The sequence below is a fragment of the Bacillus sp. HMA207 genome, assembly GCF_003402455.1.
In the GTDB taxonomy this organism is placed as follows: domain Bacteria; phylum Bacillota; class Bacilli; order Bacillales; family Bacillaceae_G; genus Bacillus_A; species Bacillus_A cereus.
Map to the genome: position 1 here is coordinate 280,665 of NZ_BEZT01000001.1, position 22,336 is coordinate 303,000.

The window sequence follows — 22,336 nt, forward strand, 5'->3', positions numbered from 1 at the left end:
GCTAATAGCTCTTTTTCACTAAGAATTTATATAATGAAGATAGAACGAATGAAGTAGAGGATAGATTGGATGAGAGAAAGGAAAAGCAAGAATGGAAAAACAGTCATGGATGGAGCTATTGCCGATTGATCGTTATAAAGTAAGTGCAAAAGGACTACTGCACAATTACGACCGAAAAGTGTTAACGATGTTGTATCAGCCGTTAATAGGTAGTAGAGCTTTTAGCTTATACATGACACTATGGGGAGAGCTTGAGCAAGATCGTGTATTTGGAAAAGAGAATACGCATCATTCCCTTATGGTGACTATGCAAATGCAACTTCCTGAAGTATATGAGGAACGAGTAAAGTTAGAGGCAATTGGGCTTTTGAAGGTATATATTAAGAAAGAAAAAGATATTCGAATGTTCATATATGAGTTGCAACCACCTTTATCTCCGAAGCAGTTTTTTGATGATATTGTTTTAAGTATCTTTTTATACAATCGATTGAGCAGGACAAAATATAATCAAGTAAAGCAATATTTCTTAGAAGAAGAATTTGATTTTGCTTCTTATGAAAATGTTACGCGTTCTTTCAATGATGTGTTTGGTTCGTTTAATCCAGGACAGCTTGAGCATGCGCAAGAAGACCTTCGTATTCCAAAAACGACAACTATGCCAAGTAACGAGAAGGGAGACGCTCCGAAAGTTTGGAATGATTTCTTTGATTTCTCTTTATTTATAGATGGATTGTCCGCTCTTGTTCCTAAAAAGGCGATTACAGATCAAGTGAGAGACTGCGTTATAACACTTGCTTACGTGTATGGTGTAGATGTGTTATCGATGCAAAATATCGTTCTTGGTGCAGTGACAGAGATGCAAACAATTGATATGGAGAGGCTTAGAAAAGGAGCGCGCGATTGGTATCAATTTGAAAATGGTCAAGCATTACCGGTATTAAGTGAAAGAGTACAGCCTCATGCTGCACGTACGATGAAAGAGAAAGAGCCTTCATCGCAAGAGGAGATGCTAATAAAGCAACTAGAGGAAATCTCACCAAAACAACTATTGAAAGAGATTTCTGGTGGTGCAGAGGCAACGAAAGCGGACTTGCAGATCGTTGAAGATGTCATGATTAATCAAAAATTGACACCAGGAGTTGTGAATGTACTTATTTATTACGTTATGCTACGCTCAGATATGAAACTTGCGAAAACGTATGTCGAGAAGATTGCTGGGCATTGGGCACGTAAAAAGGTCGGTACAGTAGCGGACGCGATGGCGTTAGCGAAAGAAGAGAACCGTCAGTATCAAGAGTGGGCTGAGACGAAGAAAAAAGGCCGTACGGCGAAGAAAACGGTGCGGAAAGAAATGGTGCCAGATTGGCTTAAGGAAGAAGAGCCGAAAGAACAAGAGAAAGAAACAGAGAAGAAAGATGTAAGTGTAGAAAAAGATGCAAGTACGCTAGAAGATGAAAGAAAACGACTAGAAGAAGTGTTAAAAAAATATAAGCGTGATTAATAGAAGAGAATGAACGCTCTTTGAGGTGAGAAAATGGAGCATATTCAAAATTCATTTGCAAAATTAATGGAAAATGAAAACTTTAAAAATAGATATGAAGTATTAAAGGCAGAAGTAATGGCGCATCCGCGTGTGAAAGAATTTATAGACGAACATAAGGGTGAAGTAACGACTTCTATGATTGAGCGCAGTCTTGTTAAGTTATATGAATATATTGGACAAAGTGTAGGTTGCGTGGATTGTCCGGATTTAGGCTCATGTAAAAATATGCTACAAGGGTACGAGCCAAAGCTTGTTATTCAAGGGAAGATGATTGATATTCAATACGATCGCTGCGTTAGAAAAGTAGCGTATGACGAGAGAAAGAAATATGAAAAACTTGTTCAAAGTGTATATATGCCAACGGATATTTTACAGGCAACTATGGAAAACTTAGATCCTTCTGATTTAAATGCACGTATCGATGCGATTGGTGCAGCGAATGAATTTTTAAGTACATATGAACCAGGTAAAAAAGCACAAGGTTTATATTTGTACGGTAAATTTGGTGTAGGAAAAACGTATTTGTTAGGAGCAATAGCGAACGAGCTTGCTCGAAAGAAAATAAGTTCGATGCTCGTATACTTCCCGGAATTTTTACGTGAAATTAAAAGTTCAATTCAAGATAATTCGATTGGTGAGAAGATTGATGCGGTTAAACGCGTACAAGTTTTAATGTTAGATGATATTGGGGCAGAAGCGATGTCAAGCTTTGTCCGTGACGATGTACTCGGTGCAATCTTACAATTCCGTATGTTAGAAAACTTACCGACGTTCTTTACGTCTAATTTTGATTTTAAACAACTGGAACACCATTTAACGTATACGCAGCGTGGCGAGGCTGAAGAAATGAAGGCAGCACGTATTATGGAACGAATTAAATATTTAGCGAAACCAATTCCGATTGGTGGGAAAAACCGTCGTCATAAGTAAAAGAGCAAGCTGAGAAGCTTGCTCTTTTGTATTATAGTGATATTTTCTTTTCAAATATGAGGTCGAAATATTCAGGTTGTCCAGAACTGCCAATCGTAGGGGCAACAATCTGTACGAACCTCCAGCCATTTCTAGCATGTTCTTGAATAATTTCTTGGTAGTCTTCAGCTGGTTTTGAGCGAGTGAACCCCCAATGTGGTTCGACTTTTACGAATTTATATTCAAACATTCGGATAACCCCTGTTATTGATAAGTAAAGTATACAATAAAAATTCATAGTAGCTTGTATCATTTTTTTCTCCCTCCCTTAATATATATAAAATTAGCAAGCCATATTGAGTGGATTTTCTAACGATAGGAAATGTAATTCTACTAAGAGTGAACTTCACGTGGAACGGACTCTTATAGGATTTGTAACGTATAGATACAGTCCTTTAGAGCGGGGATAAAAGGGGGGACAAAAGTGATTGAAATTTGCTTCGAAGAAAAAAATGATGCTATGCACGTATATAGACAATTGCTGAAAAGAGCGGAAGTGTTATATAAGGAAACGAGTGTGTATTTACAGGAACAAAAAGTGGTGATTCACATACCAGTACGTGAATCGAATTATATTGAAAAGATCTTATTGCCAGTAATGGTGTATTTCATTGTGAATGTGAAACAAAATGAGTGGATTTATACGATTTTAAAAGAAAAGTTTTTTTATGAAGAACAAGAAGAGTGTCATCAAATATTGCACATGGCACATGAGATTTTAAAGGGAAAAAGAAAAGGTGTAGCTCAGGATTTAACGCGTAACGCATTTGAGTCATATATTAAGTCTTCTTTAAATAATTGGCTTTGTGATCCGCTCTCATTCTCGTTTTCATCATATATCCGTTTTCGTCTTCGTACATATAGGGAAATGGTGGCTAAACTTGCGGAAGTGGCAATTGATGAATATAAGATGGAGCAAGAATACCAAATGTTCATTGAGACGCTTCGGCAACAAGTAAGTAGCCGTAAATCACGTTTGTCTTGCGTGCATCTTATTTTTGATGAAAGCTTTATCTTTTATGATGATAAAGGTAGACGTTTAAAACAGGAGAAGTTGGTCCAATATATAGATGAGGAATTATTAAAGCAAAATGATGTATATATTGATACGAAAGTAATTGCGCCACTTCTTTCTATTTCGCCCAAAAAGATTTATTTATATACGAAAGAACAAGACCATAATATGATAATTACTTTGCGAAATGTGTTCCAAGAACGGGTCCAATTACATGGATTACATGATTTTGAGCGCAATGTGAAAAATTTAAAAAATAAAGGTAACGCCCTTGATTTTCTAAGTTTTTGAGCATATAATTACCTACATAAATGAAATATATTGAAATGTCATGATGAGGACATGAGTAGTTTTCTACGATTTTCAGAGAGGGAAGCCTTAGGGTGTGAGCTTCCTAGTACGGGATTATTACTTACCACCTCTAAACTTTAGCAGTGAACGGTTTTCTAGTAATTGCTAACGGACAACACCGTTATGTTGAACTTGAGCAATTAACAATTATGTTAATTGGAACAAGGGTGGAACCACGAATTCAACACTCGTCCCTTTTTACGGGATGAGTGTTTTTTATTTTGAGAAAAAGAGGAGTGACCAGTGATGGCAGATGTAGTTAAAATTACTTTCCCTGATGGAGCTGTGAAGGAGTTTCCAAAAGGCGTAACAACTGAAGAAATCGCAGCTTCTATTAGCCCAGGCTTAAAGAAAAAAGCTGTAGCTGGAAAATTAAACGATGAGATGATCGATCTTGTTACACCAATCGAAGAAGATGGTGCAGTTTCTATCATTACATTAGATTCTGAAGATGGCCTATATATTTTACGCCATTCAACAGCCCACCTTTTAGCACAAGCGTTAAAACGTTTATATAAAGATGTTAAGGTTGAGCTCGGCATTGGTCCAGTAATTGAAAATGGCTTCTACTACGATATTGATATGGAAGAAGCAATTACAGTTGAAGACTTCAAGAAAATCGAAAAAGAAATGCAAAAAATTGTGAACGAGAACTTAGAAATCGTTCGTCATGAAGTACCACGTGCAGAAGCAATTCGTCGCTTTGAAGAAATCGGCGATGAGTTAAAATTAGATTTAATTAACGATCTTCCAGAAGATGCAGTTATTTCAATCTATGAGCAAGGCGAATTCTTCGACCTTTGCCGTGGTGTTCACCTTCCATCTACAGGGAAAATTAAAGTATTTAAATTATTAAGCGTTGCGGGTGCTTACTGGCGCGGCGATAGCAATAATAAAATGCTACAACGTATTTACGGTACTGCATTTGTTAAGAAAGCGGAATTAGATGAGCACTTACGTATGCTTGAAGAAGCGAAAGAGCGCGATCACCGTAAATTAGGTAAAGAATTAAAACTATTTACTAATAGCCAAAAAGTAGGACAAGGTTTACCACTTTGGTTACCAAAGGGTGCAACAATTCGTCGTATTATCGAGCGTTATATCGTTGATAAAGAAGCAAGCTTAGGCTATGATCACGTATATACTCCAGTACTAGGAAGCAGAGAGCTTTATGAAACTTCTGGTCACTGGAACCACTACCGTGATGGCATGTTCCCATCAATGGAAATGGATAACGAAGAATTAGTTCTTCGTCCAATGAACTGTCCTCATCATATGATGGTTTATAAAAATGATATTCACAGCTACCGTGAATTACCAATCCGTATTGCGGAACTTGGAACAATGCACCGTTATGAAATGTCAGGTGCGTTATCTGGATTACAACGTGTACGCGGAATGACTTTAAACGATGCGCATATTTTCGTTCGTCCAGATCAAATTAAAGAAGAGTTAAAACGTGTTGTAAACTTAACTCTAGAAGTGTACAAAGATTTCGGTTTAGAGAACTACTCATTCCGTCTATCTTACCGCGACCCAGCAGATACTAAAAAGTATTATGCGGATGATGAGATGTGGGAAAAAGCACAAGGTATGTTAAAAGAAGCTATGGATGAAATGGGTCTTGATTACTATGAAGCTGAAGGTGAAGCGGCATTCTACGGTCCAAAACTTGACGTTCAAGTTCGTACTGCTCTTGGAAAAGACGAAACACTTTCAACTGTACAATTAGACTTCTTGCTTCCAGAACGCTTTGAATTATCATACGTTGGTGAAGACGGTAAACAACATCGTCCAGTTGTAATTCACCGTGGTGTTGTATCAACTATGGAACGTTTTGTAGCCTTCTTAATTGAAGAATACAAAGGTGCATTCCCAACATGGTTAGCTCCAGTTCAAGTACAAGTAATTCCAGTTTCTCCGCAAGTACATTTAGACTATGCGAAGAAAGTACAAGACGAATTGCGTCGTGCTGGTATCCGTGTTGAATTAGACACTCGTGAAGAGAAAATCGGTTACAAAATCCGTGAAGCACAAATGCAAAAAATTCCGTACATGCTTGTAGTAGGTGACAATGAAGTAACTGAAAACGGCGTAAACGTACGTAAATATGGTGAACAAAAATCAGAAACAATCGCATTAGATGCTTTTGTTGACATGATTAAAGTAGAAGGAAAACGATAAGAAAAAGCCGCGGTATACCGCGGCTTTTTTATGTAATATACTTGAGAAAAATTAGAAAAAATAACCATGTAACACTTATCATAAAAAAGTATTGCAAGTATGTTAGTTGTTTGTTACAATATTTCTTGTTGTTAGTAAAACACATCGCGTCTTCTTGACAGACGTCATGTCCTATGATAAACTCATCAAGGATAATAGAATATTGTTTTGTGGAACAAGTAGAAGCACCCGCTTCTCACCTGATGGACGCATTCGCAGTTAACAGGTAAATGTATTTCTTACTTAAGATTTTACAAGTGTGGGTGTCGTATGCCCGCACTTTTTTTGTTCGGGTTCTATGACTACAAAATATGTTCTGAGAAAACCTTGGAGGTGGCTTACTATTAGCAAGGATATGATGATTAACGAGCAAATTCGTGCACGTGAAGTACGTTTAGTTGGCGCAAATGGCGATCAACTTGGAATCAAGTCTCGTAATGACGCTTTAGACTTAGCTGCAAATCTTAATCTTGATTTAGTATTAGTTGCTCCAAATGCGAAACCGCCAGTATGCCGCATTATGGACTACGGTAAATTCCGCTTTGAGCAACAGAAGAAAGAAAAAGAGCAGCGCAAAAATCAAAAAGTAATTAGCATGAAAGAAGTTCGTTTAAGTCCAACAATTGATGAACACGACTTTAACACAAAACTTCGTAATGCTATCAAGTTTTTAGAGAAAGGCGACAAGGTTAAAGCGTCAATTCGCTTTAAAGGACGTGCCATTACTCATAAAGAAATCGGTCAACGTGTTTTAGATCGCTTCTCAGAAGCTTGTGCTGAAGTTAGTACAGTTGAATCTAAGCCTAAAATGGAAGGACGCAGTATGTTCTTAGTTTTAGCACCGAAAAACGATAAGTAATAGATAGAGGAGGAAATACCTATGCCTAAACAAAAAACTCATCGCGGCGCTGCAAAGCGTTTCAAAAAGACTGGATCAGGTAAACTGAAACGTTCTCACGCTTACACAAGCCATTTATTCGCTAACAAATCTACAAAAGCTAAACGTAAACTACGTAAAGCTGGTGTAGTAAGCGCTGGTGACTTCAAACGCATTCGTCAAATGCTTGACAACTTAAAATAAGTTCGGCTGATATATAGAACAATTAGGAGGTAATATTATGCCAAGAGTAAAAGGTGGTACAGTTACTCGTCAACGTCGTAAAAAAGTAATTAAATTAGCAAAAGGTTACTACGGTTCAAAAAATACATTATTCAAGGTTGCTAACCAACAGGTTATGAAATCTCTAATGTATGCATTCCGTGACCGCCGTCAAAAGAAACGTGACTTCCGTAAATTATGGATTACACGTATCAACGCAGCAGCTCGTATGAATGGTCTTTCTTACAGCCGCTTAATGCACGGTCTTAAAAATGCTGGCATCGAAGTTAACCGCAAGATGCTTGCTGACTTAGCTGTTCATGACGAAAAAGCTTTCGCTGAATTAGCAACAGTTGCAAAAAACAACATTAACTAATTAATTAGTTGAAACCTTAGAAGAATTTTCTTCTAAGGTTTTTTTATTTGTATTCAAATAGAAGTTAGAAGTGAAAGAAATTATAAAGATTAACGGCTATGTTGTTATCAATATGACAAAATCAATATAAAAGTTATAGCAGTATAGAAGAATATACATATGAAGTCAGGAGAATACTCCTGGCTTTTTTCAATTCTGCCCGTTTGGAAAGAAGAGTATCTTTCCTAGGTGAAACGACACTGCTATAATGGAAAGATGATATGGAACTTTCATCAGATGAACAATTTAAGAGCGATGACTGAAACGTATTTGTAAATTAAGGACAAGCTATTTTATAAAGAGTTAGATAGCTGACTTATTCATAAGAACTGAAACATAATAATGAACTTTGAGATGAAACAACATTGTTGCGTAAAATGCGATGTTGGAGGAGGACAATAGAATGGACTTACTACAACTATTTAAATTACAAAAAGAATTAGATGACCGTATTGCAAAAGAACATGACTTACAACCGAAAAAATTATTAAAAGAAAAAATGTTAGCTCTTCTTGTAGAAATTGGAGAACTTGCAAATGAAACACGTTGTTTTAAATATTGGAGCAACAAACCAGCATCAGAACGTGAAGTAATATTAGAAGAATACGTAGATGGTTTGCATTTTATTTTATCAATCGGAATTGATTTAGGTATTGATAAAAACTTCCTATTCTATAAATGTGCACAGACGAATAAAACACAAGTGGAAATTTTCTTAGACACATATGCGAAAGTAATTCGTTTTACAGATCAACCATCTATTACAAATTATATTGAATTATTTACGAGCTATCTTCGACTTGGACAAGCACTTGAATTTGAACAAGAAGAGATTGAAAAAGCATATTTAGATAAAAATGAAGTAAATCATCAGCGTCAAACACAAGGATACTAATTTAATTTTTGAATATTTCAATTTAATTATTGTATAATGAATTGACTGAAGAAAAAGGAGGGTGTTGGCAATGACAAAATTAGACGCGACATTGACAATGCTAAAAGAATTAACAGATGCACGTGGTATTGCTGGTAACGAGCGTGAACCACGTGAAGTAATGAAGAAATATATCGAGCCGTTTGCGGACGAACTTTCTACTGATAATTTAGGGAGTTTAGTTGCGAAAAAAGTAGGGGAAGAAAACGGCCCGAAAATTATGGTTGCAGGTCATTTAGATGAAGTTGGATTTATGATTACACAAATCGATGACAAAGGTTTCCTTCGCTTCCAAACGGTTGGTGGCTGGTGGTCACAAGTTATGCTTGCGCAACGCGTGACGATTGTAACGCGTAAAGGAGATGTAACAGGTGTAATTGGTTCAAAACCACCGCACATTTTACCTCCAGAAGCTCGTAAAAAGCCAGTTGAAATTAAAGACATGTTCATCGATATCGGTGCTTCTAGCCAAGAAGAAGCGATGGAGTGGGGCGTACGACCAGGAGATCAAGTTGTACCTTACTTTGAATTCCAAGTGATGAAGAATGAAAAAATGTTACTTGCAAAAGCATGGGATAACCGAATCGGTTGTGCAATTGCAATTGACGTATTAAAACAATTAAAAGATGAAAAGCATCCAAACGTTGTATATGGCGTTGGAACTGTACAAGAAGAAGTTGGTCTTCGTGGCGCAAAAACATCTGCGAATTATATTAAACCAGATATCGCGTTCGCAGTAGATGTTGGTATCGCTGGAGATACACCGGGTGTAACGTCAAAAGAAGCACAAAGTAAAATGGGCGATGGACCACAAATCATTTTATATGATGCTTCTGTTATTGGACATACAGGTTTACGTGATTTCGTAGTTGATGTTGCTGATGAATTACAAATCCCGTATCAATATGATTCAGTAGCAGGCGGAGGAACGGATGCGGGTGCGATTCACATTGCTGTAAATGGTATTCCTTCTATGGCAATTACAATTGCAACGCGCTATATCCATTCTCATGCGGCAATGTTACATCGTGATGATTATGAAAATGCAGTGAAGTTAATTGTAGAAGTTATTAAACGTCTTGATAAAGAGGCTGTACATAACATTACATTTAATTAATAGAAAAAGCGAAGGAGCTTCTCCTTCGCTTTTTTATGTTTTAAAAAGGCCGTTCTAATCCCGCTGCAGTATGAGCACCTAAAATAATTAAACGAGTTAATTGCATCGCCATAAAATGTGGGGTATATATCATTCCTTTTTTTAACCATGACATAATCATTCCGATGTGAGCCCCTGTCACATAACTAATCAAAATATCACGAGGAACCATAAGATCTTCATCATCTGGTTGTGAAATAGACAAGCTTAATGTTAAATGCACTTGTATTGTTTTCATCATTTTATAAGAGTAGTTTCCGGCAGCTTTATCCCCAAGCATAACGTTATAAAAGTTTACATTTTCTGCGATATGTTCGAATAAAGCCAAAAATGTAGGATGAGGTGAATCAAATGTAAGTTGAAAATCTTCTTTATTTCTATTTTTCGGTTTAATTACTTCTGCTAGCTTCTCTAACATTTCTTCAATGCTTTTGTCTAATAGGTCATATTTATCATGGTAATGGCTATAAAATGTAGCGCGATTTACAGGAGCGCGTTCTGCGATATGTTGAACAGTTACATTTTCAAAGCCTTTTTCGCCTACTAAAGCGACAAAAGCATCCTGAATGAGTTGTCTCGTTCGCTTTACACGTGGATCATTTGTATTTTTAATAGACATTTTCCTTCTCCTCGTTTAATTTTCTATACTTAAACAACATATTGGTATTATATTGTTGTTTAAGCAACATTTCATACGTAAATTGTCGGTTGTAGATTCAAAATAATTATTTATAATTATAAACGATAGTCCTTCAGAAATCAGCACCGCTCGCAGGTAGATAAGTTTCGATTTACGCTGCAGATGGTGTGATTTTTTTGTTAAAAGGTTAATATAATTAACAATTAAACAATCTAAACAATAAGGACATAAATAGTTTAGAAAAAAATTATATGCGATATAAGGAGAGGAATGCAATGAATCAGTTTCGAAGAATGGTAATTATCAACATTATCACATTAATTGTACTAGTTGGCGGCGGTATTGGCGGTTATTACTATTACAATCAAACGGAAAATTACTTGAAAACAGACAATGCAAAGATTGATGGAAAGGTAATTCCGGTTGCTTCACCAGTAGCAGGTAAACTAACTGACTGGAAAGCTGAAGTAGGAAAAAATTATAATGAGAACGATAAATTAGGTACTGTTACTGTAGCGGCAGCTAATGGAGAACAAACAGTAGATGTAACAATTCCACAAAATGCAACAGTTGTACAATCAAACGCGACAACAAATGCTTTCGTTGGAGCAGGTAGCCCGATTGCTTATGCATTTGATATGAACAATTTATGGGTAACAGCAAACATTGAAGAAACAGATGTTGATGATGTTCAAAAAGGTCAAGATGTAGATGTGTATGTAGATGCATACCCAGATACAACGTTAACAGGAAAAGTAGAACAAGTTGGCTTAACAACAGCGAATACATTCTCTATGTTGCCATCAAGCAACGCAACAGCGAACTATACGAAAGTAACACAAGTAGTACCAGTTAAAATTTCTTTAGATCATAGCAAATCAGTAAATATTGTTCCTGGCATGAATGTGACAGTTCGTATTCATAAGTAAGGGGGAGATGAGATGTCCTCAATTGTAATTGCAGGATATGCACTATTTTGTATAATCGTCTTCTTCCTTGTAAATCGTCTTTTACGAAAGAAAAAAACGAAAATGGGAGAAGAACAAGTCCCAGCCGTAAGTAAAATAGAAGTAAGTAAAGTTGAAACAGAAGAGAAAGAAATTGAACGAAAGCAAGAATCGGAAATTTCTAATGTAGTTGAGTTAGAAACAGGAAAGCAAGAAGAAGTAAAACAAGAAAAAGAAGTGCCGAAAAAACAAATGTCTATGCCTGTAGAGAATGTGAACGTAAAAGCAGTTGTAGCTGTATTAATTCTAGGCATGTTCGTTTCTATTTTAAACCAAACAATCATTAATGTTGCATTACCTCCGTTAATGAATGAATTTAATGTATCAACTTCAACAGCACAATGGTTAATTACAGGCTTCATGCTTGTAAATGGTATTTTAGTACCGATTAGTGCCTTTTTAGTTTCACGATTTACGTATCGTAAATTATTCGTAGCAGCAATGTTATTCTTCACGGTAGGATCTATCATTTGTGCTACTTCAGGAAACTTTACAATGATGATGACAGGTCGCGTAATTCAAGCTGTTGGTGCGGGTATTTTAATGCCGGTTGGTATGAATATCTTCATGACGTTATTCCCGCCTCATAAACGCGGAGCGGCGATGGGATTACTAGGTGTAGCAATGATTTTAGCACCAGCTATCGGACCAACTGTAACAGGTTGGGTGATTGAAAACTATAGCTGGAACTTAATGTTCTATGCGATGTTTATTATCGGTTTAATTATTACGTTCCTATCTTTAAAATTCTTTACACTAGCTCAGCCAGTGTCTAAAACGAAATTAGATATATTCGGTGTGGTTAGTTCAAGTATTGGACTAGGAAGCTTATTGTACGGATTTAGTGAAGCTGGAAATAATAGTTGGACTAGTGCAGAAGTTGTTATTTCACTTATTATCGGTGTAATTGGTTTAGCGTTATTTATTTGGAGAGAGTTAACAACGGACAATAAAATGCTTGATTTACAAGTATTTAAATATCCAGTATTTACTTTTACTTTAGTAATTAACGCAATCGTTACGATGGCATTATTCGGAGGTATGTTATTGCTTCCAGTATATCTGCAAAACATTCGTGGCTTTACGCCAATTGAATCTGGTTTACTACTTCTTCCAGGATCATTAATTATGGGGATCATGGGACCAGTAGCGGGTAAATTGTTCGATAAATATGGTATTCGTCCATTAGCGATAATTGGATTGGCAATTACGACGTATGCGACATATGAATTTACAAAATTATCGATGGATACACCGTATAGCGTTATTATGACGGATTATATTATACGTTCAATTGGTATGTCATTCATTATGATGCCAATTATGACAGCTGGTATGAACGCGCTGCCGATGAAATTAATTTCTCACGGTACAGCAACGCAAAATACGTCAAGACAAGTAGCGGGTTCAATCGGAACAGCGATTTTAATTACACTTATGACGCAACAAACGACTGCTCACGTAGCAGATTACGGCAACATGTTAACAACATCAAACCCAATTTTAGTTGATAAAGTACACGGTATGGGGCAAAGCTTAGCGGCCTTAGCTGGATCAGCTCAAGCAGGAGACGGGATGAGCACACAACTATTATATGGACAAATTTCAAAGCTATCTGCAATTAACGGTATTAACGATGCCTTCTTAATCGCAACGATACTAGCAGGTATCGCTTGGGTGTTATCGTTCTTCTTACAATCAGGCAATAAACCAAATAGAAAAGCAGGGAATTAATTTCCCTGCTTTTTTGTTTTCTTATACAAGGATTCAATTAGATATAGAATGAATCACCTGCAGACATGAGAACCCAGAAAATACATCCCAGTAGTCCCCTATGTTGTGTATACTTTTACATTGTGCTTGTAATCCACTTATCCTCGCTAATAAGACAATTAAAGAAATTAAAATTAGTATAAAGAAGTTGTTATAAAAAGAGTAAAGAGAGGTATCATCATGATACCTCTCTTTATCCTAAGAATGCTAACATATTATTCATAATATGAAATAACATAGCTGGAATAATGGATTTTGTTTTCAGGCGTAATATTTAAATATTACATATAAAGGTGTATTTTCCATAAAATAATAAAAGAGGTATCACCCTGTAGTGATGCCTCTTTCTCATTGATAACTATGTTCTGTCTTGTTATTCAATTTTGCTTGCTCTATTTGCAATTCACGCTCTACCAATCGATCTAATTGCTGAATTGCTTTAAGTGCTTTTTCATAAGAAATTGTTCGATAATGATGCGCTCCGCCCGGTTCTTCATCTGCTTCGTCTGCCCATTTAATAATATTTTGAAGAGATGTTCTTTCAATTTCTTGTTCCACTAAGAAAGAATCTGTATGAAGAAGAATTGCAATAGAAATTTCTTTTGCTAGTTTTGGATGTTCTCCCAATCTAATAAGTAATTTATGTGCTCTTTCAGCGCCTTTAATTGCATGGATATCATTCTTTTTATATAAGTCATAATCCCATTCGCCGCCTGTGTACCACGTATGATGTCCGATATCATGAAGGAAGCCAGCTTTTGTGGCAGCATCGACTGAGGCGTGATGCTTTTTGGCTAGGTGAAACGCATGGTAAGCGACAGCGATCGCGTGGACCATTCCAGAACGGTTTACGTATTTTTGTGTAATGTGGTGTTTAAAAATTTGTTCAAGCGTAATACGGTGCATAAAACATTCACTCCTTTTATCTTATGGTGTATATGAAGAAAAATCGATCGGTTTAAATGTATTTTGAACATTGTACTCCATCATAGTTCGTTAGTAAAGTAGAAATGTTTAGGAGAAGAAAAAAAATTTCTGCAAAAAAATCACCTTAGCTTATGCAAAGGTGATTTTCAAATTGCTTATTTTTTTAATCCTTGCTCTAGTGTTTCTAACATTTCGTGCTTTTCATTTTCATCAGCGTTTTTCCAAATGACTTCAAATAAAACGCCAAGACCTGGAAGCATTTTTTCTTCACCGCTTTGAATTGCATCGACGATTGTTTCTTGTAATTGATCTTGTGAATTTCCAGATACATTCGCTAATACGGCACCGCGTAAATTAAAACTCATTGCTTTCACCTCTTCTTCAGAATTGAAACTGACGTTAGTTTTTGTTCTTTTTTATGTAAATATGTATGAAAAATAGGCTATAATGATAAGACAAGAAGAGAGGGAAATACATATTATGAAAAACATTGATTCAGTACAAAATCCGCGTGTAAAGCAGTGGAAAAAGCTGCAAACGAAAAAAGAACGCGATAAAAAAGGTTTATTTTTTGTAGAAGGATTCCACTTAGTCGAGGAAGCTTTGAAGACAGGGATTGTAACAGAACTTATCGTTTCAGATCAGACAGACCTTCCGAAAGATTGGACAGTTAATGATGTGGAAATGTATATCGTACCTGAGGCGATTGTAAAAATACTTCGTGAAACAGAAACGACGCAAGGTGTATTTGCTGTTTGTGAGAAGCGTGAGAAAGAAGTAGCTCTTACTGATGGGAAATTCCTTTTATTAGATGGCCTGCAAGACCCAGGTAATTTAGGAACAATTATTCGTACAGCTGATGCAGCTGGTATTCACGCCGTTGTTCTTGGAGAAGGTTGTGTTGATGTTTACAATAGTAAAGTACTCCGCTCTACACAAGGCTCTATTTTCCACTTACCAATTGTAAAAGGGAACTTAGAAGAATGGGTAGACAAGTTAAAAGAAAATGACGTTCCTGTATATGGAACAGCTCTTGAAAATGGAGTTCCGTATGGTGAAGTAACGCCGGCTGGCAGTTTTGCATTAATTGTAGGAAATGAAGGAAATGGCGTACGCCAAGAAATTCTTGCAAAAACGAATCAAAACTTGTATATTCCGATTTACGGCGGGGCAGAATCATTAAATGTTGCGGTTGCAGCAGGGATTTTAACGTATTATTTGCAAAGCCCGGTTGCGAACAAATAAAAAACTTCTTATAATAAGTTGAAGTACATTATATTAAAAGTTAAATAACGAAAAACGTTGATAGAGAAGAGTAACTTACAAAATCGCCATATAGGGAGAGAGTGCCGTAGACTGAAAGCATTCTTATGGTAGACGGAAGTGAATTCACCTCTGGAGTTGACGCCAGGACCATGTATATGTAAAGGCGTTCCGGTCAGAATTGATCGTTATAACTAATGAGTGGGCAGACTTGTTCTGTCAATTTAGGGTGGTACCGCGAATTTACCTCGTCCCTTTTTGGGAGCGAGGTTTTTTTATTTTTAAAATTAGGAGGGTTCCAAAATGGAAGCACGTTTAAAAGAGCTAAAGCAAAAAGCGTTAGAGCTTATTGAAGAAGCGAAAGAGCTAAAGGGCTTAAACGACGTACGCGTAGCGTATTTAGGAAAAAAAGGCCCAATTACAGAAGTATTACGCGGCATGGGGAAATTATCAGCAGAAGAGCGTCCACGTATGGGAGCATTAGTAAATGAAGTACGTGAAGCGATTCAAACGCGTCTAGAAGACAAAATTAGTAACTTAGAAAAAGCAGTAATCGAAGCGAAACTAGCTACTGAAACAATTGATGTTACATTGCCAGGTCGTCCTGTTGAAACAGGTTGCCACCATCCATTAACAGCTGTTGTTGAACAAATTGAAGATGTATTCATCGGTATGGGTTATGAAGTAGCTGAAGGAACAGAAGTAGAAAAAGACTACTACAACTTCGAAGCACTAAACTTACCGAAAGATCACCCAGCGCGTGATATGCAAGATACATTCTACATTACAGAAGAAACGTTACTACGTACACATACATCTTCTGTGCAAGCACGTACGATGGAAAATAATAAAGAAAAAGGCCCAATCAAAATTATTTGTCCTGGTAAAGTGTATCGCCGTGATGACGACGATGCGACGCATTCACATCAGTTCATGCAAATTGAAGGTCTTGTAATTGATAAAAACATTCGTATGAGTGACTTAAAAGGTACACTGCAAGTATTCGTGAAAAAGATGTTCGGTGAAGATCGTGAAATCCGTCTTCGTCCAAGTTTCTTCCCATTCACAGAGCCATCTGTAGAGATGGATATTTCTTGTATGATGTGTCATGGCAAAGGTTGCGGCACTTGTAAAGGAACTGGCTGGATTGAAATTCTAGGCGCAGGTATGGTTCACCCGAACGTACTTGAAATGGCTGGTTATGATTCAAAAGAATATCAAGGTTTCGCATTCGGTATGGGCGCAGAGCGTATCGCAATGTTGAAATACGGAGTAGATGACATTCGTCATTTCTATACAAATGATGTACGTTTCTTACAACAATTCAAACGAGCGTAAGGGAAGGAGAGGATAAGTATGTTCGTATCATATCGTTGGTTACAAGAGTATGTAGATATTAAAGATGTAACAGCACAAGAACTAGCAGACAAAATCACGAAAAGTGGTATTGAAGTAGAAGGCGTTGAAGTATTAAATAAAGGTGTAAAAGGTGTTGTAGTTGGTCACGTATTAGAATGTGAAAAACACCCAGAAGCTGATAAATTAAGCAAATGCTTAATCGATATCGGTGAAGAAGAGCCAGTTCAAATTATTTGTGGAGCTGCTAACATTGCAAAAGGTTTAAAAGTACCAGTTGCAAAAGTTGGAGCTGTACTTCCTGGTAACTTCAAAATCAAAAAAGCAAAACTACGCGGTGAAGCTTCTCACGGTATGGTTTGTGCTCTTCAAGAGCTTGGTATTGATGGAAAGTTAGTTTCAAAAGAATACGCAGATGGTATCTTTATCTTCCCAAGTGACGCTGAAGTTGGTGCAGATGCACTTGAAATTTTAAACTTACACGATGAAGTACTTGAGCTTGGCTTAACACCAAACCGTGCAGATTGCTTAAACATGTTAGGTGTTGCATATGAAGTAGCTGCTATTTATGGCCGCGAAGTAAAACTTCCAGCTATCGACTTACAAGAAACAGCAGAAAAAACTTCTGATTATATTTCTGTAAGTGTAGAAGCGAAAGAAGAAAACCCATTATACATTGCAAAAATGGTTAAAAACGTAAAGATTGGTCCATCACCAATGTGGATGCAAACTCGTCTTATGGCAGCTGGCATTCGTCCAATTAGCAACGTAGTTGATATTACAAACTACATTTTAATGGAATACGGTCAACCGTTACATGCATTCGATTACGATAAATTAGGTTCAAAAGAAATCGTTGTTCGTCTTGCAAAAGAAGGCGAAAAAATTGAAACGTTAGATGATCAAGAGCGTACATTACAAAGCCACCACCTTGTAATTACAAACGGCACGAAAGCTTTAGCTGTTGCTGGTGTGATGGGCGGGGCGGATTCTGAAGTTACAAATGAGACAGTAAACGTTCTAATTGAGTCTGCATACTTTGCAGGTCAAACAGTACGTCGTACATCAAAAGACTTAGGTCTTCGTAGTGAATCAAGTGCACGTTTTGAAAAAGGAATCGACCCAACACGTACATTTGAAGCAATTCAACACGCAGCTGCTTTAATGGCGAAATATGCTGGCGGTGAAGCACTTGAAGGTGTAGTAGAAGCTGACAACTTACAAGTACAAGAGCGTACAGTATCTGTTACTGCTGAAAAAGTAAACCGTGTATTAGGTACAAATATTTCTGCGAGTGAAATGGGTACAATGTTCACAAACTTGAAATTCCCATTCACAGAAGTAGAAGGAACATTCCATGTAAATGTACCAGCACGTCGTCCTGATATTACAATTTCAGAAGACTTAGTAGAAGAAGTGGGCCGTCTATACGGTTATGACCACATTCCAGTTACATTACCTTCTGGAACGATGACTCGTGGTAAATTAACATCAGCACAAACGAAACGTCGTAAAGTACGCCGCTTCTTAGAGGGTGCTGGTTTATATGAAGCAATCACGTATTCATTAACAAGCGCTGACAAAGCGAAACAATATATGGTTGAGCCAAACGAAAAGGCGCCTGTAGGTCTTGCACTTCCAATGAGTGAAGAACGTAGCCAACTTCGTTTAAGCTTAGTACCGCAATTACTAGAAGCAGTTTCATACAATGTCGCTCGTAAAAACGACAGCGTTGCTTTATACGAAGTAGGTTCTATCTTCTTACCGACAGAAGAAGGAGAACTTCCGAAAGAAGAACAACATCTTGCAGGTGTTATGACAGGTCTTGCTCTTCACCATGCATGGCAAGGTGAGAAGAAAGTAGTAGATTTCTTCGTTGTGAAAGGTGTACTAGAAGGACTATTCGACGTACTTGGCGTTGCAAACCAAATCACATATGCACCAGCAAAACGTGAAGGTATGCACCCAGGACGTACAGCTGACATCGTATTAGATGGCGAAGTAATTGGTTTCATCGGTCAATTGCACCCAGAAGCAGAAAAACAATTAGATGTGAAAAATACATTCGTATTTGAATTATCTCTTGTAAAAGTATTCGGTGCAGACGCTGAAGAAACTTACTACTCAGCAATTCCACGTTTCCCATCTATGACACGTGACATGGCTGTTGTAGTAACAAAAGAAACAAAAGCTGGTGAAATGAAGCAAGTCATTGCTGAAGCTGGCGGAGAACTTCTGAAAGACGTAACACTATTCGACTTATACGAAGGTGAAAAAATGGAAGAAGGCAAGAAATCACTTGCATTCTCTATGACTTACTTCGATGCAGAACGTACATTAACAGACGAAGAAGTAACAGAAGCACATAACCGTGTACTAACAACGGTAGAAGAGAAATTCGGTGCGGAGTTACGTAAGTAATTAGAAAATTGCCGGATATATTCCGGCAATTTTTTTATTGGATTGGTTGTCGGACACTGTCGGTAAGTCGATATATTACAAAAATCGCTCATATATTTTCCGACACCTTGCATCTTTCTCTCGAATGTAGTACATTAATTTTAGTTTAACAAAATGAAAGACGATGATAAGGAAAAGTAGTATATACTATAATCCAAAGCGAGTCAGGGACGGTGAGAGCCTGATGAGGCGGTATATGTGAAGAACACCTTGGAGTTGCTAACCGAAATTGAATCTTGTATTCAAGAGTAGACTTAGACGGGAATCCGGCCTGTTACAAACCGGGAAGTATGTATTACATACGAGTTAAAGTTGGTCTTTATGACAAATTGGGTGGTACCGCGAAGTTTAACCTTTCGTCCCTTTATGGATGAAAGGTTTTTTTGTATTTAAATATATGAGCAAAGGAGAATTTCACTATGGAAAACACATTAGTAAAAAGTCTGTATAGAGATACAGATAAATACGCAGGTCAAACAGTACAAGTATCAGGGTGGATTCGTAACTTACGTGATTCAAAAGCATTTGGTTTCATCGAATTAAACGACGGTAGCTTCTTCAAAAGCGTTCAAATCGTTTTCGATACAGAATTAGATAACTTCAAAGAAATTGCAAAACTTCCACTTAGCTCTTCAGTTAAAGTAGAAGGTAAAGTAATTGCAACGCCTGGAGCGAAGCAACCATTTGAAATTAAAGCAGAAAAAATTGATATCGAGGGCTTATCAGATTCTGATTACCCACTTCAAAAGAAACGTCATACATTTGAATACTTACGTACAATCGCTCACTTACGTCCAAGAACAAATGCATTCTCTGCAACGTTCCGCGTACGTTCTATCGCAGCATTTGCGATTCACCAATTCTTCCAAGAGCGTGGATTCGTACATGTTCATACACCTATCATCACTGGTAGTGATACAGAAGGTGCTGGCGAAATGTTCCGCGTAACAACGCAAGATTTAAATAACCTACCAAAAGGTGAAGACGGAAAAGTTGATGAGTCAAAAGACTTCTTCGGTAAAGAAACAAACTTAACAGTAAGTGGACAGCTGAACGCTGAAGCTTATGCATTAGCATTCCGTGATGTATATACATTCGGACCTACATTCCGTGCGGAAAACTCAAACACAACTCGCCACGCTGCTGAGTTCTGGATGGTTGAGCCTGAGATTGCATTCGCTGAACTAGGGGACGTAATGAATCTTACAGAAGATATGCTGAAATATGCAATGAAATACGTATTAGAGCATGCACCAGAAGAAATGGAATTCTTCAACAGCTTCGTTGATAAAACAGTTCTTGAGCGCATGAACAACGTAATTAACTCTGACTTTGGTCGCATCACTTATACAGAAGCAATTAAAGTACTTCAAGAATCAGGTGCTGATTTCAAATACCCAGTAGAATGGGGAATTGACTTACAAACAGAGCACGAAAGATACTTATCAGAAGAAATCTTCAAACGCCCTGTATTCGTAACTGACTATCCGAAAGACATTAAAGCATTCTACATGCGTTTAAATGAAGACGGTAAAACAGTAGCTGCTACTGACCTTCTAGTTCCTGGCATCGGCGAATTAATCGGCGGAAGCCAACGTGAAGAAAGAATGGACGTTTTAGTAGACAGAATTAAAGAATTAGGTATGAACGAAGAGGACTACTGGTGGTACTTAGAACTTAGAAAATACGGCGGTACAAAACACGCTGGATTCGGTCTAGGTTTCGAGCGCTTCCTAATGTACATCACTGGTATGGCTAACATCCGTGACGTAATTCCATTCCCAAGAACTCCAGGTTCTTCTGAGTTTTAAGATATAAAAAAAGCGAGAGCAACTGCTCTCGCTTTTTTTATTGAGAAAGGTTGTAATTGCAACCTGAACTTTATAAAGTATTTCACGACTAGAAAAGATGTTGTTCATAGTTCAATTCCCACTTCATATATAAGTAAAATGAATGCGACATTTATATAGGGAAGGGGTTTTTATACAATGGGGGAAATTCCAAGTCATACAAAGTGGACATTGCGTGACAAGTATATAGTAATCACTGGTGCAACAAGTGGTATTGGATTAGCGGCAGCTAAGGTGTTTGCAAAAAGCGGTGCTAAGCTAGGAATCATTGCACGTAATGAAGCAAAAGCGAATGATGTTATGACTCAACTTGAAAATATAACGGATGGGAATGCAGTGGTAGATATATTTTTCGCTGATATGTCTTCCCAACAATCTATACGCCAGGTAGCTACCAATATTTTAGAAAGATGTCCGAGAATTGATATATTAGTAAATAATGCGGGTGCTTTATTTCAAACAAGACAAATTACAGAGGACGGTTTGGAGATGACCTGGGCGGTAAACCATTTAGGTCCATTCTTACTTACAGATTTGTTGTTGGAGCGTTTAAAAGAAAGTGCTCCTGCTCGCGTCATTACCACTGCATCTCACGGTCATAAAATGGCTAAAAAGGGAATTGATTTCGATGATCTAGATGCAGAACAACTGTATCGCGGTATTAAGAAGTTCATGGGCGGTCCTACAATGCGTTATGCACAAACAAAACTAGCTAACATTTTATTCACCTCTGAATTGGCACAGCGGTTGGAGGGAACGGGTGTTAGTGCTTATAGCTTTGACCCGGGGCTAGTGAATACAAATTTTAACCAGGATAATGGTCTAGCTGCTCGCTTAACTATGGCAGCAATGAAACCTTTCTCCCGTACGCCGGAGAAAGGTGCTGAAACTTTAGTATGGCTAGCAGAATCAACTGGATTTACTAATCAGAGTGGTTATTACTATGCCGATAAACAAGTAGGGGAAATGTCTGAAGCTGCCTTGGATAAGGATGCAGCAAAGCGTCTATGGGACATAAGCGAAAACCAAACACGAGAGTAAAAGAGTAGCGAGTATATGTTCAGATTATTATGTTGAATAGTTTTTTACCCTTAAGTAAAAAGTAACCTTGGGGGTGAGTGCAATGAGTAAAAAAGTGAAAAAAGACCATTCAAGATCAATCCTAGGTTCTCCAGAAGTGGAAGGACAAGGGACAACAACACATGAAACGGGTTCTCATAAAGTATCTTCATCAAATAAGAAGCAGAAACGAAGCTAATATAAAAAAGGGAGAGTCTTGGCGGCTCTCCTTTTTTATAGGGGAATTACTAAAAATGAGTTAATTTAGCGATATAGTTAGAAGAGGAAAATAGTAA

The 22,336-nt window shown here is 37.4% G+C and carries 21 protein-coding genes, 2 pseudogenes and 4 other annotated features; of the genes and pseudogenes, 17 read left to right on the forward strand and 6 right to left on the reverse strand.

Annotation, left to right across the window (positions count from 1 at the left end):
- The first annotated feature begins 91 nt into the window (after positions 1-91).
- Together HMAS_RS01620 and dnaI are read left to right on the forward strand one after the other, a co-directional pair.
- Positions 92-1,501 (forward strand): replication initiation and membrane attachment family protein, encoded by a 1,410-nt coding sequence (locus HMAS_RS01620; RefSeq protein ID WP_000415048.1) that lies wholly within the window; start codon positions 92-94, stop codon positions 1,499-1,501.
- A gap of 33 nt (positions 1,502-1,534) precedes the next feature.
- Positions 1,535-2,473: a primosomal protein DnaI gene (gene dnaI / locus HMAS_RS01625; RefSeq protein WP_000400106.1), complete on the forward strand. Its 939-nt coding sequence runs from the start codon at positions 1,535-1,537 to the stop codon at positions 2,471-2,473.
- A 31-nt stretch (positions 2,474-2,504) separates the two neighbouring features.
- Here the strand turns inward: dnaI and HMAS_RS01630 are convergent, their stop codons facing one another.
- Positions 2,505-2,702, reverse strand: a complete 198-nt coding sequence (locus tag HMAS_RS01630) for a DUF4177 domain-containing protein (RefSeq protein WP_002024924.1) — start codon at positions 2,700-2,702, stop codon at positions 2,505-2,507.
- Between the two features lie 234 nt (positions 2,703-2,936).
- Between HMAS_RS01630 and ytxC the strand changes: the two genes are divergently transcribed.
- The 7 genes from ytxC to HMAS_RS01665 all read left to right on the forward strand — a co-directional run bounded on the left by ytxC (position 2,937) and on the right by HMAS_RS01665 (position 9,666).
- Positions 2,937-3,818, forward strand: coding sequence for a putative sporulation protein YtxC (ytxC, locus tag HMAS_RS01635; RefSeq protein WP_000569625.1), 882 nt, complete (start codon positions 2,937-2,939; stop codon positions 3,816-3,818).
- A gap of 31 nt (positions 3,819-3,849) precedes the next feature.
- Positions 3,850-4,077, forward strand: a binding site (T-box leader).
- A gap of 47 nt (positions 4,078-4,124) precedes the next feature.
- Positions 4,125-6,062 carry a threonine--tRNA ligase gene (gene thrS / locus HMAS_RS01640; RefSeq protein ID WP_000786083.1) on the forward strand — a complete coding sequence of 646 codons (1,938 nt, stop codon included), beginning with the start codon at positions 4,125-4,127 and terminating at the stop codon, positions 6,060-6,062.
- A gap of 210 nt (positions 6,063-6,272) precedes the next feature.
- Positions 6,273-6,393 (forward strand) — a sequence feature (ribosomal protein L20 leader region).
- 63 nt (positions 6,394-6,456) lie between these two features.
- Positions 6,457-6,960 (forward strand): translation initiation factor IF-3, encoded by a 504-nt coding sequence (gene infC / locus HMAS_RS01645; RefSeq protein ID WP_000973215.1) that lies wholly within the window; start codon positions 6,457-6,459, stop codon positions 6,958-6,960.
- Positions 6,961-6,981: 21 nt separating this feature from the next.
- Positions 6,982-7,182 carry a 50S ribosomal protein L35 gene (rpmI, locus tag HMAS_RS01650; protein ID WP_001125945.1) on the forward strand — a complete coding sequence of 67 codons (201 nt, stop codon included), beginning with the start codon at positions 6,982-6,984 and terminating at the stop codon, positions 7,180-7,182.
- 37 nt (positions 7,183-7,219) lie between these two features.
- Positions 7,220-7,576, forward strand: coding sequence for a 50S ribosomal protein L20 (rplT, locus tag HMAS_RS01655; protein ID WP_001138362.1), 357 nt, complete (start codon positions 7,220-7,222; stop codon positions 7,574-7,576).
- Positions 7,577-8,018: 442 nt separating this feature from the next.
- Positions 8,019-8,510, forward strand: a complete 492-nt coding sequence (locus HMAS_RS01660; RefSeq protein ID WP_000365050.1) for a dUTP diphosphatase — start codon at positions 8,019-8,021, stop codon at positions 8,508-8,510.
- A gap of 70 nt (positions 8,511-8,580) precedes the next feature.
- Positions 8,581-9,666 carry a M42 family metallopeptidase gene (locus HMAS_RS01665; RefSeq protein ID WP_000163555.1) on the forward strand — a complete coding sequence of 362 codons (1,086 nt, stop codon included), beginning with the start codon at positions 8,581-8,583 and terminating at the stop codon, positions 9,664-9,666.
- Positions 9,667-9,706: 40 nt separating this feature from the next.
- Here HMAS_RS01665 and HMAS_RS01670 read toward each other — a convergent pair whose 3' ends face one another.
- The gene (locus tag HMAS_RS01670) at positions 9,707-10,324 is read right to left on the reverse strand and encodes a TetR/AcrR family transcriptional regulator (RefSeq protein ID WP_000023660.1); all 618 of its coding nucleotides are present in this window, start codon (positions 10,322-10,324) and stop codon (positions 9,707-9,709) included.
- A 296-nt stretch (positions 10,325-10,620) separates the two neighbouring features.
- On the opposite strand from HMAS_RS01670, the gene HMAS_RS01675 reads away from it, so the two are divergent.
- The gene (locus HMAS_RS01675) at positions 10,621-11,274 is read left to right on the forward strand and encodes an HlyD family secretion protein (protein WP_001071419.1); all 654 of its coding nucleotides are present in this window, start codon (positions 10,621-10,623) and stop codon (positions 11,272-11,274) included.
- Positions 11,275-11,286: 12 nt separating this feature from the next.
- Positions 11,287-13,086, forward strand: a complete 1,800-nt coding sequence (locus HMAS_RS01680; RefSeq protein WP_000095298.1) for a DHA2 family efflux MFS transporter permease subunit — start codon at positions 11,287-11,289, stop codon at positions 13,084-13,086.
- A gap of 37 nt (positions 13,087-13,123) precedes the next feature.
- Here the strand turns inward: HMAS_RS01680 and HMAS_RS27995 are convergent.
- The 4 genes and pseudogenes from HMAS_RS27995 to sspI form a co-directional block, all read right to left on the reverse strand.
- Positions 13,124-13,260: pseudogene (locus HMAS_RS27995) on the reverse strand (DNA-binding protein); the annotation flags it as partial.
- A 58-nt stretch (positions 13,261-13,318) separates the two neighbouring features.
- Positions 13,319-13,399: pseudogene (locus tag HMAS_RS01685) on the reverse strand (CPBP family intramembrane glutamate endopeptidase); the annotation flags it as partial.
- Between the two features lie 74 nt (positions 13,400-13,473).
- Positions 13,474-14,031, reverse strand: a complete 558-nt coding sequence (locus tag HMAS_RS01690) for an HD domain-containing protein (protein ID WP_000554786.1) — start codon at positions 14,029-14,031, stop codon at positions 13,474-13,476.
- A 176-nt stretch (positions 14,032-14,207) separates the two neighbouring features.
- Positions 14,208-14,417 (reverse strand): small acid-soluble spore protein SspI, encoded by a 210-nt coding sequence (sspI, locus tag HMAS_RS01695; RefSeq protein ID WP_000009509.1) that lies wholly within the window; start codon positions 14,415-14,417, stop codon positions 14,208-14,210.
- Positions 14,418-14,499: 82 nt separating this feature from the next.
- Between sspI and HMAS_RS01700 the strand changes: the two genes are divergently transcribed.
- The 6 genes from HMAS_RS01700 to HMAS_RS01725 all read left to right on the forward strand — a co-directional run bounded on the left by HMAS_RS01700 (position 14,500) and on the right by HMAS_RS01725 (position 22,239).
- Entirely contained in the window at positions 14,500-15,297 is a 798-nt protein-coding gene (locus HMAS_RS01700) for a TrmH family RNA methyltransferase (protein WP_002024927.1), read from the forward strand.
- A 48-nt stretch (positions 15,298-15,345) separates the two neighbouring features.
- Positions 15,346-15,574: a binding site (T-box leader), on the forward strand.
- Between the two features lie 44 nt (positions 15,575-15,618).
- The gene (pheS, locus tag HMAS_RS01705; RefSeq protein WP_000388222.1) at positions 15,619-16,653 is read left to right on the forward strand and encodes a phenylalanine--tRNA ligase subunit alpha; all 1,035 of its coding nucleotides are present in this window, start codon (positions 15,619-15,621) and stop codon (positions 16,651-16,653) included.
- An 18-nt stretch (positions 16,654-16,671) separates the two neighbouring features.
- The gene (gene pheT / locus HMAS_RS01710) at positions 16,672-19,092 is read left to right on the forward strand and encodes a phenylalanine--tRNA ligase subunit beta (protein ID WP_000498188.1); all 2,421 of its coding nucleotides are present in this window, start codon (positions 16,672-16,674) and stop codon (positions 19,090-19,092) included.
- 154 nt (positions 19,093-19,246) lie between these two features.
- Positions 19,247-19,498, forward strand: a binding site (T-box leader).
- A gap of 52 nt (positions 19,499-19,550) precedes the next feature.
- Complete coding sequence (asnS, locus tag HMAS_RS01715) at positions 19,551-20,942, forward strand: asparagine--tRNA ligase (RefSeq protein ID WP_000432160.1); 1,392 nt, start codon at positions 19,551-19,553, stop codon at positions 20,940-20,942.
- A 177-nt stretch (positions 20,943-21,119) separates the two neighbouring features.
- On the forward strand, positions 21,120-22,022 hold the full coding sequence (locus HMAS_RS01720) for an SDR family oxidoreductase (protein ID WP_000503915.1): 903 nt from the start codon (positions 21,120-21,122) through the stop codon (positions 22,020-22,022).
- An 82-nt stretch (positions 22,023-22,104) separates the two neighbouring features.
- Positions 22,105-22,239, forward strand: coding sequence for a YuzL family protein (locus HMAS_RS01725; RefSeq protein WP_000039591.1), 135 nt, complete (start codon positions 22,105-22,107; stop codon positions 22,237-22,239).
- Positions 22,240-22,336 lie beyond the last annotated feature (97 nt).

Bases quoted from the DNA above. Each gene is read 5' to 3' on its own strand.
- rpmI (WP_001125945.1), top strand. From the start codon at position 6,982: ATGCCTAAACAAAAAACTCATCGCGGCGCTGCAAAGCGTTTCAAAAAG.
- HMAS_RS01665 (WP_000163555.1), top strand. From the start codon at position 8,581: ATGACAAAATTAGACGCGACATTGACAATGCTAAAAGAATTAACAGAT.
- HMAS_RS01660 (WP_000365050.1), top strand. From the start codon at position 8,019: ATGGACTTACTACAACTATTTAAATTACAAAAAGAATTAGATGACCGT.
- HMAS_RS01720 (WP_000503915.1), top strand. From the start codon at position 21,120: ATGGGGGAAATTCCAAGTCATACAAAGTGGACATTGCGTGACAAGTAT.
- infC (WP_000973215.1), top strand. From the start codon at position 6,457: ATGATGATTAACGAGCAAATTCGTGCACGTGAAGTACGTTTAGTTGGC.
- HMAS_RS01620 (WP_000415048.1), top strand. From the start codon at position 92: ATGGAAAAACAGTCATGGATGGAGCTATTGCCGATTGATCGTTATAAA.
- sspI (WP_000009509.1), bottom strand. From the start codon at position 14,417: ATGAGTTTTAATTTACGCGGTGCCGTATTAGCGAATGTATCTGGAAAT.
- pheS (WP_000388222.1), top strand. From the start codon at position 15,619: ATGGAAGCACGTTTAAAAGAGCTAAAGCAAAAAGCGTTAGAGCTTATT.
- HMAS_RS01680 (WP_000095298.1), top strand. From the start codon at position 11,287: ATGTCCTCAATTGTAATTGCAGGATATGCACTATTTTGTATAATCGTC.
- HMAS_RS01670 (WP_000023660.1), bottom strand. From the start codon at position 10,324: ATGTCTATTAAAAATACAAATGATCCACGTGTAAAGCGAACGAGACAA.
- HMAS_RS01690 (WP_000554786.1), bottom strand. From the start codon at position 14,031: ATGCACCGTATTACGCTTGAACAAATTTTTAAACACCACATTACACAA.
- HMAS_RS01725 (WP_000039591.1), top strand. From the start codon at position 22,105: ATGAGTAAAAAAGTGAAAAAAGACCATTCAAGATCAATCCTAGGTTCT.
- thrS (WP_000786083.1), top strand. From the start codon at position 4,125: ATGGCAGATGTAGTTAAAATTACTTTCCCTGATGGAGCTGTGAAGGAG.
- pheT (WP_000498188.1), top strand. From the start codon at position 16,672: ATGTTCGTATCATATCGTTGGTTACAAGAGTATGTAGATATTAAAGAT.
- asnS (WP_000432160.1), top strand. From the start codon at position 19,551: ATGGAAAACACATTAGTAAAAAGTCTGTATAGAGATACAGATAAATAC.
- dnaI (WP_000400106.1), top strand. From the start codon at position 1,535: ATGGAGCATATTCAAAATTCATTTGCAAAATTAATGGAAAATGAAAAC.
- HMAS_RS01630 (WP_002024924.1), bottom strand. From the start codon at position 2,702: ATGTTTGAATATAAATTCGTAAAAGTCGAACCACATTGGGGGTTCACT.
- rplT (WP_001138362.1), top strand. From the start codon at position 7,220: ATGCCAAGAGTAAAAGGTGGTACAGTTACTCGTCAACGTCGTAAAAAA.
- HMAS_RS01675 (WP_001071419.1), top strand. From the start codon at position 10,621: ATGAATCAGTTTCGAAGAATGGTAATTATCAACATTATCACATTAATT.
- HMAS_RS01700 (WP_002024927.1), top strand. From the start codon at position 14,500: ATGATAAGACAAGAAGAGAGGGAAATACATATTATGAAAAACATTGAT.